The following is a 13,689-nucleotide window of genomic DNA, read 5'->3' on the forward strand; positions in this document are numbered from 1 at the left end:
ACTTCATTATAATTGGTTAAACACCCGCACGTATATCTCTGGAAAATTTAATGCAGCATGATACTATCTAGCCAGAGTTCCGGGAATGTCAAAAACAGTATGCAAAAGTGAGGTCACTAAAAACGAAAAAGCTCAACGGTCAGCGCATCGACCTATTGAACTTTTTCATAATTGATAGTCAGTCAGTGAAATAATTACTTATTTCAAAGATAAAAACTATTATATATATCTTGGTTACTGTAAAACATCAAAATTTTTATGGATGATTATCTAATCTCATAAATTGCTACTGTATTCGACACTTCGTGTGTAGCTATTACTAAAGGATTACCTGTTGGGCTATCTTCTGCTTTAACAGCGATCAGTCCTTCTGGAGCAACATCATTAGCATCTATCATCCAATCCAGAAATATAGGATTCGTTGGATTTGAGATATCAAACACCATAGTACCGCCTGTTCTTTCCAATCCTACAAAAAGTAAGGTTTTATCTCCAATCTTTAAGGTTTCTACAGCTTCCGGTTCTGCTCCTTTGTCATCAGATCTACCATCTACTTCTCCCTCATCATTATTAAAAAGTAACGGTTCTAACTCAAAAGTTTTCTTTCCTATAAAATCACCACTATCATAAATTATACTTCCTGAGGTACTCCAGATAGTAAAAGATCTTCCTCCATACACATATATTTTATCATAATCGCCATCTCCATCAGTATCGCCATTAGCCGTTGTTGTTTTTAATCTCCCCAGATTTTCATCCAATTGCAAAGTCGCTGCATCAGGAAACGCTGTCGGATCTAAAGTTAAATCCTTTACTCTTTCTTCTTCAGAAAAACCATCATAATCTCTGGCATCTCCTTCGTTTGCAGAGATAATATAGTCTGTACCATTTATAGACACAAATTCAATTGCATCGGGGTGATACAACCCAAAAACAGGCCAGTTTTTAAAATTACCAGTCATATCATCCCTATTACTGGCATCTATTTGATTTTGCGTAAGCGAATGATCTTTTACTCCAAGACCTACTATAGCAGTTATCATTTTAGTATCCAGATCTACCACTGCTAATCCGTTATTTTCCTGTAGTGATACATAGGCTGTTTTAGCATCATTAGAAATAGCCACATATTCTGGTTCCACATCTTGTGCTAGTGTAGCTCCCGGTCCGAATACCCTAAAAGCATTACCGATCTCTTGGTCATTAAACGCTATAAAGTCTGCATTTGAAGTTTGTCCAGAAGCAACATCAACAATGGTAACGGATCCTTCTGGATCTACTGTATAATCATCACTTGGCTCCCCTTCATTGGCTGCAACAATATATTTTCCATCTGGGCTAAAAGTTACCATATCTGGCAGAGGACCTGCATTATATGTGTTAAGTAAGACTTGGGTATCGGCGCTAAAGGTTGCTATTGTACCGTTAGCTTGTTTATTGGATGCGTTTTCTAAAGCTACGGCAACAATTCCGTTCAAAACCGCTACACTGTTGGGTATTCCATTTACGGCTATATCGATACCTGGTATTGGAGCTGCCGGGTCAGACAAATCCCAAACTGATATTTCTACGTCATTAGGATTAACGACAAATAATTTGTTTGTCGACGGATCAAATGCAGAGATCTCTGCGAACCCTTCATCTCCCGTACCATTACTAAAAGTTCCAATTTTTTTAAAAGTTAAATCTGTTGTGTTAACAGGATTTACTCCGGTATCATCATCAGAATTACAAGAGATAAACATACTTACCAGAATCAGGGCAATAGTAGCGTTTTTAAAGATTTTCATTATTAATTAATTTGATTTGAATTAGCTACCAAAAATGAATAATGATTATATCCTTAATGTTACTAAAACAATAAGTTATGGATAAATCCTTTATGTATTATAAAAGGCAATTATGAAGAAAAATTCTGATTATTAAAACTTTATATACTAAAAGAACGGCCTAAAAATTCAGACCGTTTTCGATATGTTATTAAGCTAAAAAGTTTTATTCTATAATAAACTTTTTATACTCTGTACCTTCTTTTTTATGTATTTTAACCAGATACATTCCTGATGTCAACGATGTTGTTACATCAAAAGTTAATGATGTTTCACCATTTTTAACACTATTATTGATTACAGGCATCATACTAGATCCTGTCAAACTGTAAAAGGACACTATTATATTTTGTTCTTTTTTAGACATCACATCAATTGTAAGTTTATCTCCTGATTTTAATACTGTAGGATATAATTTTACAGAAGTTCCTGTAAAACTTTCTTCATCATCTTCACAATCATCATCTTCTACAAAAACCATTACCTTATCTGAATCGCTACAGTTACTGATAAATATTGTTACTTCGTACGTAGTAGTTTCCTCGGGAGATACTATAATACTTCGTGTTGTCTCTCCGGTTGACCATATATAGGAATCTGCTACCGAAGATGTCAAAACTACAGGCCGACTGGATTTTGTAAAACTTTCTATTGGACAAATGATTTGATCTTCTCCTGCATACGCTTCTATATCTACTACGTTTACTATAACTTCATCTGTATCACTACAATTACCTAAAGTAACAATAACTGAATAGATAGTGGTCTCTGTTGGAGATACTGTTATCGATTGGGTAGTCTCTCCTGTTGACCAAAGATATGTACCTCCTCCGTTAGCAGTTAATATTACTTCATCTGCCATTTTAGTGACTTCATTATATATAATAGTATCTGGTGTAGAATCAATTATGTTGCAAATCGTTAGATCCTCTCCAGCATCAGCAGTCACGGTACAGCCTTCTACAAAAACAGTCACTTCATCAATAGTTGAACAACCATTTGAAGACGCGGTAACAGTATAGGTTGTTGTTTCTGTAGGAGAAACTTGGATGGTTGCAGTTGAATCTCCTGTAGACCAAAGATACATTTCTGCACCTGTGGCAATAAGCGTAGCTGTTTCTCCTGTTGCTATCGTTTGATCTTCTCCCGCATCCGCAGATACTGAATTTACCATCACTGTTACTTCATCCTCACCAACACAGTCTGTACAATTTGTTACTGCAACGGTGTAAGTTGTATCTTGTTCTGGTGACACCGTAATACTTTGAGTAGTTTCTCCTGTAGACCACAAATAAGTTGCCTCTCCTTGTCCTGTAGTGATACAATCACCGAAGTTGATATTGATATCACCATAGGCAAAATAACCATCTACGATATCAATCCATCCCGAGGCTCCATTTTTGCCTTCTTCAGTTTCGAAAACATTGGCTCCGTTTCCTACCTGAAAAGCTTCTCCTCTTCTGGTAATCATAATTACTTCTGAACCATCAGTTTTGGTTATGGTACCTATCATTTCTGGATAATATACCCATCCCGTTTCATCTTCATTATTACATTCGTGTTCTTTAGGACTATTGGTTGGTGCTACAGTTGTTCTACCAGCATATGTAATATCCAACTCATATGTGTCATTCGTTACCGTATAATCTAATACCGTACCAGTCAGCGAAGCAGTTCCATCTCCATTTTCTTTCCAAATCAGATCAACATTGGCGTACCATCTTTTATCGGTTCTATCGGCATTGGTCATCCAAATCACAAAATCATGGTTTCCTGCACAATAATCTGTGCCTGCAACTTCATATTCTGTACAGTCTGAACAGTTTTCAATTCCACTAGCCTGTGCGCTAAGCGTTACTTCTTCGCCTAAGCAGATTCCCTGATCTTCTCCTGCATCTACTATTATTGGATCATTGATTACAATCGTAATTGCATCTGTTGCTTCGCAACTTCCATTTGTAGCCGTTACGGTATAAGTAGTCCTTTCTGTTGGTGATACTGTTATTGTTTCTGTAGTTTCTCCTGTAGACCAAGTAAATTCTCCTTCTCCCGTAGCCATTATTGTCACTGCTTCTCCTAAACATATATTTTGATCATCGCCAGCATCAACAACTGCAGATTTAACTGATACTGCAACTTCATCGGTTGCAGTACATCCATTACAATTGGTTACCGTTACTGAATATACAGTATCTTCCTCTGGTGACACGGTAATACTTTCTGTAGTTTCTCCAGTTGACCATAGGAAAGAAGTATTATTGGTCTCTGAAGTAATACAATCTCCAAAGTTAAAGTTAAAATCCCCTACGGTATATTCACTATCATTGGTATCAAACCAACCGCAAGCACCAAACTTTCCTTGTTCTGACTCAGTTACATTAGCTCCATTACCCACCTGGAATGCAGGCCCTCTTCTCGTTACACTTGTGGACCAAGATCCATCTTCGCTTGTTATTGTACCTGTAAACTCTGTATAATACTCCCAAGCTGAGGTGTCCTCATCATTGCAGATATGTTGTTTAGGACTATTTGTTAATATCGTCGTTGTTTTTCCGGTAAACACCACATCAACTTCATAATTAGATTGAGTAACTGTATAATCGAAAACAGTACCTTTTAACAGGGCGGTTCCATCAGCAAGTTCATTCCACTCTAAATCTACATTAGAAAAGAATCTTCCTCCATTTAGCCATAACACATAGTTTTGATTATCATTACAATGATCAGTATTATGGATACCGTAATCAATACAACTTTCACAACTTTGATTACCATCTATTGTTGCGTTCAAAGTAACCTCATCACCTAAACACACCTCCTGATCTTCGCCAGCGTCTACTTGTGGTATATCATTTATTATTACTTCTACAGAGTCCGATGCCTCACAATCTCCACAATCCTTAACAGTTACTGTATAGGTTCCTTCTTGATTTACTGTAATTGACGGAGTCGTTTCTCCCGTAGACCATAGATAACTCACTTCAGTTGTTGAAGTAGTAACACAGTCGCCCAGGTTAAAATTAAAATCTCCTCTGTTATATTGACCATCTGTAGTATTAAACCATCCACAAGCTCCATATTTCCCTTGTTCTGTCTCTGTTACATTAGCTCCGTTTCCTAACTGAAAAGCAGGCCCTCTTCGAGACAAATCAATTGACCATGATCCATCGGCACTGGTTACAGTACCGGTCAACTCTGTATAATAAATCCATCCAGATTCTTCCTCATTATTACATTCATGTTCTTTAGGACTATTGACCGGTGTACTAGTGGTTCTTCCTGAATATACTGCATTCACTTCGTAGTTCAACTGAGTCAATGTATGATCAAAAATAGTACCAGTTAGGGTGGCTGTTCCATTAGAAAGTTCATTCCATTCTAAGTCAATATTAGAAAACCATCTTGGATTATTTCCATCTGTTAGCCACATCACATAGTTTTGGTTCCGCCTACAATTATTGGTGTTTGCTACCTCATATTCTCCTGTACAACCTGTGCATTCTGATGCTTCAGAGACTGTTGCAGTAAGTGTTACTTCTCTTGCTCCACAAAATTCAACATCTTCACTGGCTTCCACAGCTAATTGACAATTTATTTCATTATCAGTACAAGCATCAAAAACGTGTTGATGTAATTCTCCCTGGATATGATAATAATTAGCGGCGATAACCTGTCCATTAATATTTCCTGAAGAATCTTTAGTTACATCCGACTTTGGAGCAAATACGCTTCCTATAATTGTAGATCCTCCTTTTAGTGTGATATTGGAACTAGTATGAAAATTCCAAATAATAAATGCTCCCTGTTGATCTCCAATCCCTGTAATATTTAGGACATTCCATTCGAAATCACCGGATGCATCGATATTAATAATCAATGGTGTGTTTTTACTAGGAGCATTTTCAAACGTTAGATACGGAAGATTTTGTAACGCTGTTCCTGTAAGGTTTAGAACATTCGTAGTATTTTGAGCAAGTACGATTTTATGATCGTTACTTATTACAACATTAGGCGCGATTCTACTATACGCAATGGATTGAGCTTCAAACAATGTAAAAGCAGCTTCAAAATCAATTAAATCACTATTGTTAACTGAGTTCTCCATCTGTTTTCTTTGTACCTGAACTCTAGGTTTTACATCATATGTCCCAGAAGTCACCCGAGTATTAACAGCAGCATTATTATTATCTACATCAAAAACTGATGAACCATTCATGTCACCAACTTTAACGTATCCCCGATTCAGATGTACTCCTTCTCCAGAGACATAGATTACTTTTCCGTTTACTACCAACGACGAAGCTTGATCATCTCCATTAAAAAAATTAGCTCCAGCACTTTGAGATGCCAAGGTGATAATTCCGTCCATTGTCAGATCACCTCCCAGTGCTATAGGTCCTTCAGTATCACCTCCTTTAAGTATCGTATTGTATCTAACAAATACATTATATCCTAATGCGCCTGCTAGTGGATTTTCGCATACTGAATTTGCTGAATAAAAATTCCCTATTCTTTTATCGATTACGGAATTAAATCCCGAAGTCATCATAAAAATGACGATCAATGTTAAACCAAACAAAGACGACATATTAGGGGTCGTTTTCATCTGTTGGCTTAACGAGTTAAGCTTGTTAGTAAATTTTGACATTGTGTAGTTGTTTTTTTCGTTTGAATTTAAAAATCCAATCTGGTTAATTTATTTTGGATATTTATCAAATAGCGCAGCAAATAAAAATCACGTAGTTATTGTATACTATGATTAAGTAATCTTCTTTTTTGAAGTTATTTGATTGTAAAATTAAGCTGTTGCTTAAAAAAAATATGTGAAGATAGCGTAATGTTTATATCATATTTTAGGGCGTTTTAGATAGATTAGGAATGCTAAATTATAAGATTCACTTCAAAAACACATAAAAAACTATGCAAAAACGTTCAAATGCGACATTTTACCTTCAAACAACAGTTTTACCACAAATCATATCGTGGTAAAAACTCACAAAAATCTTAAAAATCAAGGTGTTAGGATTGGATTGGGATCTACTTTATCAAGAGTATTAGCGATTGTATCCGAACCGTTTTAATTGGCGCTCATTATTACGCCAGTTTTTATTTACTTTTACATACAATTCTATGTGAATCTGTTTCCCGAAGAATTTTTCTAATTCTTTTCGTGCCTCCACACCAACTCTTTTTAGTGCTGAACCTTTATGGCCTATTATAATCCCTTTCTGAGAATCTCGTTCCACCATAATAACAGATCTGATTCTTATAATTTTTTCATCCTCAAAAAACTCTTCGGTCTCCACTTCTACAGCATAAGGAATTTCCTTTTTGTAATGCATTAGAATTTTTTCGCGAATTGCTTCATTTACAAAAAAACGTTCTGGCTTATCTGTTAATTGGTCTTTAGGGTAAAAAGCAGGTGAATCTGGTAATAACTCTACAATTCTGCCAAAAACTTCTTTGATATTAAAGTTTTCTAAAGCTGAAATTGGATATAATTCTGCATTTGGGACTTTTCCTGCCCAGAATTGCATTTGTTCTTCTAATTGCTCTTGATTTGACTTATCTATTTTATTTAACAACAAAAAAACAGGTATCTTAGCATTTGTAATTTTATTAAAAAACGCCTCATCTTTGAGCTCTTTTTCGCCAATTTCTACCATATAAATTAGCACATCTGCATCTTCGAAAGCTGACTTTACAAACCCCATCATTGATTCCTGCAATTCATAAGCAGGCTTGATAATCCCAGGAGTATCAGACAAAATTACCTGAAAATCGTCTCCATTCACAATTCCTAAAATTCGGTGTCTTGTGGTTTGTGCTTTAGAAGTAATTATAGATAGTCGCTCACCAACAAAAGCATTCATCAGTGTAGATTTTCCAACATTAGGATTTCCAATAATATTTACAAAACCAGCTTTATGTACCATAGTTAAGATTTTGTTGCAAAGTTAGTTGATTATTCTTCATGTTTGTTCAATCTTTCAACGGATTATTCACCTTAACAAGCATTAATTCAACTATAAATATTATTTAAAACGAGACTTTAGGTATTAAAATACATAGTTTTGAAAACGATCATTATGTTAATTTTTTGTAAATTTAATTCCAGTATGTTTTCAAAACCCCTCGAGAACAACAAAATTATTATTAAAAGACTGGGATCATTTTGAAGAATTATTCTATCACTTTTTTGCTATATCAGAAAACACGACACCATATGTGTACAACTGTATTTGTGATAGCAATGCTTTTGTTTTCGTTTATTGGCTTTGGGCAAGACAGAAACAAGCAATTGAGTAAAGCCGATCAAAGTTTTGAGGCACTTGCTTATATCAATGCTCGCGATATTTATCTGAATGTTGCCAATCAAGGATATGCGTCTTACGACTTATATAGAAAATTAGCGGACTCCTACTATTTTACCGGTGAACAAGAAAAATCGGTCCTATGGTATGAAAAATTAATCACCACTTTTCCTGAAAAGATAAAAGCTGAGTATTTATTTAGATATGCTCAAAGTTTAAAAAGTGCTGAGCGGTATCGTGATGCAGATACAATTATGGAACGCTTTGATGCCGTTACCGGAAATGACAAACGGGCTCAATCTTTTATAAATAAACGTGATTATCTTGATTTCATAGAAATGCAATCTGGCAAATATGATCTATTTACATTGCCCATAAATTCTGAATATTCTGATTATGCTCCAAGCTTTAATCATAAAAACGAAATTGTATTTGCTTCCTCACGAAGTAAAAGTTCTAAAGTCCACGAATGGAATCAGATGCCATTTTTAGATTTATTCTCTTCTGCTCTTAGAGAAGATACTATATCAACAGAAGAGCCAAAAAAACTAAAAGGTAAGATCAATACAAAATTTCATGAATCTTCTACGAGTTTTACTAAAGATGGGAGCACTGTATATTTTACCAGAAATAATTATACCAATAATAAACTTGGAAAAAGCAGAAAAGGAGTTGTTTTATTAAAGCTATATAAAGCGACGTTAAAAAATCAACGGTGGTCCGACATCACAGAATTACCTTTTAACAGTGACAATTACTCTATTTCTCATCCGGCATTGAGTCCAGATGAAAAACAATTATATTTTGCCAGTGATATGAAGGAAACCAGAGGGAAATCTGACCTGTTCGTAGTAGATATTCTTCCGGGCGGAAACTATGGAAAACCCAGAAACCTGGGAGATACTATTAACACAGAAGCAAGAGAAACTTTTCCTTACATAAGTGATAGTGGGCGATTATATTTTGCAAGTGATGGTCACGTAGGATTAGGTGGGTTGGATGTTTTTGTTGCCATCCCAAAAGAAGATAATTCGTATGAAGTATTCAATGTAGGTAAACCGATCAATAGTCCCAAAGATGATTTTTCTTTTGTAATAGAAGAAGAGAACGGGACAGGTTATTTTGCCAGTAATAGAAAAGGTGGGAAAGGAAATGATGATATTTATAGCTTTATACAAACTGAAGAATTAATAACTACTTGCAAAGAATATCTTGAAGGCTTTGTTACGGATAGCCAAACCAAGGAACCCTTACCCAATATTGACGTTTTGTTATTAACCACAGAGGGTACTATCGTAAACAACATAAAATCGAACTACGATGGAACTTACAGATTTGAAGTAGATTGTGATACACAATATATTATCAGAGTTGCTATGGAAGGGTTTAATCCTAATGATATAATTTTCAGATCTGAGTCCTCATATGAAACTATTAATAATCTTTCGATCAAATTTAAGAAAGAAGAATTGCTATCTACTACTTCAGAACCTATTACTATTGGAGACGATATTGTTACTCCGCTTCAATTAAACACGATCTTCTTTGATCTGGACACGGATGACATCAGAAGAGATGCAGTCGCTGATTTACAGAAAGTAATCGCTGTACTAAAACAACATCCAAATCTAAAATTAGAAGTTAGATCCCATACCGATAGCAGATCCAGTTATTGGTATAACAAAAAACTAAGTGTTAAGCGTATGCGAGCTACTGTAGGCTATATCATCCGTAAAGGAGGGATTAATTGGCGAAGAATTCGAGGAAAAGCTTATGGTGAACGAAGACTGATTAACAAGTGTGCAAATGGGGTTCCTTGTACAGAAGAGGAACATCAGGAAAACAGAAGAAGTGAATTTATAGTTCAGAAATAAAAGCACTCAAACTATTTGTGCACCGTGTAAAGTCATTTAGCTTCTTTGTATAGTTCTAAGAAAAAAAACACGAGAAGATTTCATCAGGTTCCCGTGTTTAACCCTTTTACTACAATCCTAAAATATTAGCATCTACTCTAAAAACGCATTCCACTTTGATATCGTGGTCTTCATTAATGGTTTCATCAGTAGTAGTTGATGCCCTAAGAGTAAAGGAGTCTTTCTTTAGAAAGTCTTTTAATTCTACTCCCGTTGTTTCTAACTCGAGTATGGTTAGATTTTGATTTTCTAAATTTTCTGCAAACGCTATTTCTGTTTCTTCTAATCCTTCTGCATCTATAAATAGACGTACTTCTTCAAGAAAATTAAAATCTCCATCCGTAGGGTTTTCAATTATTAATCGCAGTCTTTTTAACTGAATACTTTCTATTAAAGAGCTACTGGTATTGTTATTTTCAAATTCTGATTCAGAATTTGTTGGTACAGGAGGTGTTTCTATACTAATGGGTACATCAATAACTGTGGTCGATGAAACAGTAAATTCTGATTCGTAATCAATTTCAAAAACAGTCAAGCGATTTAACTCTTCACAAGAAGTAGTTACCAATAACAATAGCGCAAAGCCGTAAAAAATCCTATTCATTTTGTTTTACTTGAGGTTGCCCAAATATATAAAAAATCTAACTTAGGATTTTTCTTCATAGACATGTTATTATACCTATTTGACTACTAACAAATCACAGAAATTACTGAGACTTTTTCATTTCTTCTGAGCATTAACTTTATCAAAGTAGATTTTTGCTTTTTTATTAACCCTAGGTGCCAGTAACAATCCTGAAATCACCGTAGGTATTGCCATCAATGCAAATGCGCTATCAATTAAGTTAATTGCAACATCTATTTTTATCACAGCTGCAATAACTATTGATATGATATAAATGTAGTTGTAGTACTTTCCGTATTTTGGTTTGGTTAAAAACCCCAAACAAGTAACTCCGTAATAAGAATAGGAAAACAAGGTAGAAAAAGCAAATACAAGTACCATAACTATCACAACACCATCTCCTAACCCATAAGGCAAAACTGAATTAAAGGCTTCTAAGGTCAGTGAAATCCCATTATCATCAGAATCCTGCCAGACCCCAGTTGACAAAATAGCCAATGCCGTTAGTGTACATATCAGCAATGTATCTATTGCCGGGCCAATCATAGCGACAAGACCTTCTCTAATCGGTTCATTAGTCTTGGCCGTTCCATGCATCATAGGCGCAGTTCCTATACCAGCCTCGTTAGAAAAAGCTGCACGTTTTACTCCTGTTTTGATCAAATACCCTAAAGCGCCTCCGGCAGCCGCCTCTCCAGTAAAGGCGTCAGAAAAAATCAGGAGAAACATATCGGGGATTTTATCACTTTGTAAAATAAGAATGGTAAATACTGTGATAAAATATAAAACAACCATAAAAGGTACTAGTTTACTCGCCACTAATCCAATTCTTCTAATTCCTCCAAGAATTACAAAAGATGCGATGGCGGCTAAGGCGAAACCAATATATAGTTTAGTACTATCATTCCAGTCCAGCACATCTATTAATGTCTGTGTAAGCTGATTTGCTGTAAAGGCAGGCAATGTACCAACCAAACCTGCTAAAGCAAAAAAAACAGCTAGTGGTTTCCATTTTTTTCCTAGTCCTTCTGTTATTACGTACATCGGACCGCTAAGTATAGTTCCTTCTTTACTCTTGGATCGATACATTACTGAGAGAGAACAGGTATAAAATTTAGTAGCCATTCCGATTAATGCGCTGATCCACATCCAGAAAACAGCACCTGGACCACCCATAACCAATGCTATGGCTACCCCACTAATATTACCCATCCCTACCGTAGCTGCGATTGCAGAAGACAATGCCTGAAAATGACTTAATTGTCCCAGAGCATTTTCATAATCGTATTTTCCTCTAAGGATATTGATCGCATGCCTGAAGTATAAAAAAGGAGTAAATCGAGAATATATCAGAAAAAACAATCCTCCACCGATTAACAGAATAAGTAAAGGCCAATCCCATATCCAAGAACTGAACTCTGCAACTGCGGCTTCGATAGTTTTTATCATAACACTATATTGAGTTCTATAAATGTAGTTAAAAAAAGAATTCTATATTTTGAAAGTATTCGTTGTTTGCGTGAGGGATAGGAGCAAGCTACCGTGTAGCGCGGATAGCCTGACCTGAAGTGAAACCAAAGGGCACGCCCAAAAAATATTACTTAAGAGCCTTGATAAATCTCGGTTTTTTTATTCCTCTATCATACATTACAATACTACCTGCAACCGCTACGTTAACGCTGAGTTCTGAAGTAAACTTAACCAAGAAATGCGATTTTTCTATGGCTGCTTTTGACAAGCCGTGATCTTCTGCTCCTAACAAATATACACATCGTTTGGGGTGGTTAAAAGTTTCTAGCGGAACAGCCTTTTTGGTTAACTCCACACCCACAAGCATAGCTCCTTTTGGTAGATGGTTATAAAAAATCTGAAAAGTGTCATAGTGAAAATAAGGCATAGATTTTACAGCATTGTGCGTATCACAAGCCTGTTTAGCATACCGGTTACCAATTGTAAATATGTAGCTCGCTCCCATATTCTGAGCTGTTCTCCATAAAACGCCAAGATTCTCGGGTGTTTTTCCATTCTGAATACCAATGCCGAAAAACTCGTTTTCAAAATTATCAATCATATTGTAAAAATATGAAGAGTAAGATCTAATCGCAATTAAAATGGTATTGAAAACCTATAAGGGTAACGAATTCTAAATTGATGGCAACGAATTCTAAAACCTATACATTTTAACTGAAGTAAGTACATAAATTCGTACAAAATAATTAACCTCAAAATACACTGTTATGAAAAAGATCATTGTTTTTTTCATCCTAATTTTAGGATTTCAGTTTATGAAAGCACAAAGTTTTCAAAATACTGGAAAGTACGCAGCAGTTACTGAAATTAAAGAGAATGGGTCAGAACAACCAACTTGCATTGTTAATCTGGTTCGTTTGGGGGGAATTTCAGAAAACGTAACTACTTTCACTCTTAACGACATTGAACTTTTTGAGGACATCTTTATCACCACCTTAGAGAACCCTGGTCTGGAAGGGATCTCTGAGGTGATTAAGATGGAAGTAGAATATCTTGCTTGTTGTGCCCAAGTAGAATCTTACTACTATATGGTATCAGATGACAAGGACACTATTATTCCACTTCCGCAACTGACAAATGTGTATTGCGAAGATTCGGATACAGATTCTCAATATACGTTTCCGAATCAGGAATATGGTATTAAGGGGAATATATTAGAAACTGAAACACTTCATAAGGAAATATCAGAAGTTAAATATAAATACGTAAATCTAAAACAAAGCATAACCTGGAATGATAACAAAGTTAATACTCCAAAAAATACAGCAATCACCAGCTATTAGTATACCAAGTAAAGAGCGATATACTATTTATTACTCGATCATTTTGTTATACTGTTTGGTGCTGTTTTTTTTCACTATTGCGTTAAGCTTTAAGATTTTCTATTAACAGCTTAAAACCAATGTATACGGCAGGCGCGTCCAATTATTTCCAATTGTTTTTCCCAAAAAACTGCCTGCTTGTATACGGTTTTAATA

The 13,689-nt window shown here is 35.5% G+C and carries 8 protein-coding genes; 2 read left to right on the forward strand and 6 right to left on the reverse strand.

All coding sequences use genetic code 11. The features are described from left to right. Positions 1 to 266: 266 nt before the first annotated feature. From ACWGOQ_RS16110 to era, 3 genes are all read right to left on the reverse strand, one after another. A complete protein-coding gene (locus ACWGOQ_RS16110; protein ID WP_452059172.1) occupies positions 267 to 1,790 on the reverse strand; it encodes a choice-of-anchor I family protein in 1,524 nt (507 codons plus the stop codon). Between the two features lie 205 nt (positions 1,791 to 1,995). Next, positions 1,996 to 6,477 (reverse strand): collagen-binding domain-containing protein, encoded by a 4,482-nt coding sequence (locus ACWGOQ_RS16115; protein WP_452059173.1) that lies wholly within the window; start codon positions 6,475 to 6,477, stop codon positions 1,996 to 1,998. Between the two features lie 406 nt (positions 6,478 to 6,883). Further along, the gene (era, locus tag ACWGOQ_RS16120; protein ID WP_452059174.1) at positions 6,884 to 7,765 is read right to left on the reverse strand and encodes a GTPase Era; all 882 of its coding nucleotides are present in this window, start codon (positions 7,763 to 7,765) and stop codon (positions 6,884 to 6,886) included. A gap of 290 nt (positions 7,766 to 8,055) precedes the next feature. Between era and ACWGOQ_RS16125 the strand changes: the two genes are divergently transcribed. After that, positions 8,056 to 10,017, forward strand: a complete 1,962-nt coding sequence (locus tag ACWGOQ_RS16125) for an OmpA family protein (protein ID WP_452059175.1) — start codon at positions 8,056 to 8,058, stop codon at positions 10,015 to 10,017. 109 nt (positions 10,018 to 10,126) lie between these two features. Here ACWGOQ_RS16125 and ACWGOQ_RS16130 read toward each other — a convergent pair whose 3' ends face one another. The 3 genes from ACWGOQ_RS16130 to ACWGOQ_RS16140 form a co-directional block, all read right to left on the reverse strand. Continuing rightward, complete coding sequence (locus tag ACWGOQ_RS16130) at positions 10,127 to 10,660, reverse strand: hypothetical protein (protein WP_452059176.1); 534 nt, start codon at positions 10,658 to 10,660, stop codon at positions 10,127 to 10,129. Positions 10,661 to 10,777: 117 nt separating this feature from the next. Then, positions 10,778 to 12,130 (reverse strand): alanine/glycine:cation symporter family protein, encoded by a 1,353-nt coding sequence (locus tag ACWGOQ_RS16135; protein ID WP_452059177.1) that lies wholly within the window; start codon positions 12,128 to 12,130, stop codon positions 10,778 to 10,780. A 148-nt stretch (positions 12,131 to 12,278) separates the two neighbouring features. Continuing rightward, complete coding sequence (locus ACWGOQ_RS16140; protein WP_452059178.1) at positions 12,279 to 12,752, reverse strand: RNA methyltransferase; 474 nt, start codon at positions 12,750 to 12,752, stop codon at positions 12,279 to 12,281. A gap of 166 nt (positions 12,753 to 12,918) precedes the next feature. Here ACWGOQ_RS16140 and ACWGOQ_RS16145 point away from each other — a divergent pair, with 166 nt between their 5' ends. After that, the gene (locus tag ACWGOQ_RS16145; RefSeq protein WP_452059179.1) at positions 12,919 to 13,494 is read left to right on the forward strand and encodes a hypothetical protein; all 576 of its coding nucleotides are present in this window, start codon (positions 12,919 to 12,921) and stop codon (positions 13,492 to 13,494) included. Positions 13,495 to 13,689 lie beyond the last annotated feature (195 nt).

It is taken from the genome of Aquimarina ulvae, from assembly GCF_053613295.3.

What these genes read in the sequence shown, in the direction of transcription:
- ACWGOQ_RS16110 (WP_452059172.1), bottom strand. Translation starts at nt 1,790, where the DNA reads ATGAAAATCTTTAAAAACGCTACTATTGCCCTGATTCTGGTAAGTATG.
- ACWGOQ_RS16115 (WP_452059173.1), bottom strand. Translation starts at nt 6,477, where the DNA reads ATGTCAAAATTTACTAACAAGCTTAACTCGTTAAGCCAACAGATGAAA.
- era (WP_452059174.1), bottom strand. Translation starts at nt 7,765, where the DNA reads ATGGTACATAAAGCTGGTTTTGTAAATATTATTGGAAATCCTAATGTT.
- ACWGOQ_RS16125 (WP_452059175.1), top strand. Translation starts at nt 8,056, where the DNA reads ATGTGTACAACTGTATTTGTGATAGCAATGCTTTTGTTTTCGTTTATT.
- ACWGOQ_RS16130 (WP_452059176.1), bottom strand. Translation starts at nt 10,660, where the DNA reads ATGAATAGGATTTTTTACGGCTTTGCGCTATTGTTATTGGTAACTACT.
- ACWGOQ_RS16135 (WP_452059177.1), bottom strand. Translation starts at nt 12,130, where the DNA reads ATGATAAAAACTATCGAAGCCGCAGTTGCAGAGTTCAGTTCTTGGATA.
- ACWGOQ_RS16140 (WP_452059178.1), bottom strand. Translation starts at nt 12,752, where the DNA reads ATGATTGATAATTTTGAAAACGAGTTTTTCGGCATTGGTATTCAGAAT.
- ACWGOQ_RS16145 (WP_452059179.1), top strand. Translation starts at nt 12,919, where the DNA reads ATGAAAAAGATCATTGTTTTTTTCATCCTAATTTTAGGATTTCAGTTT.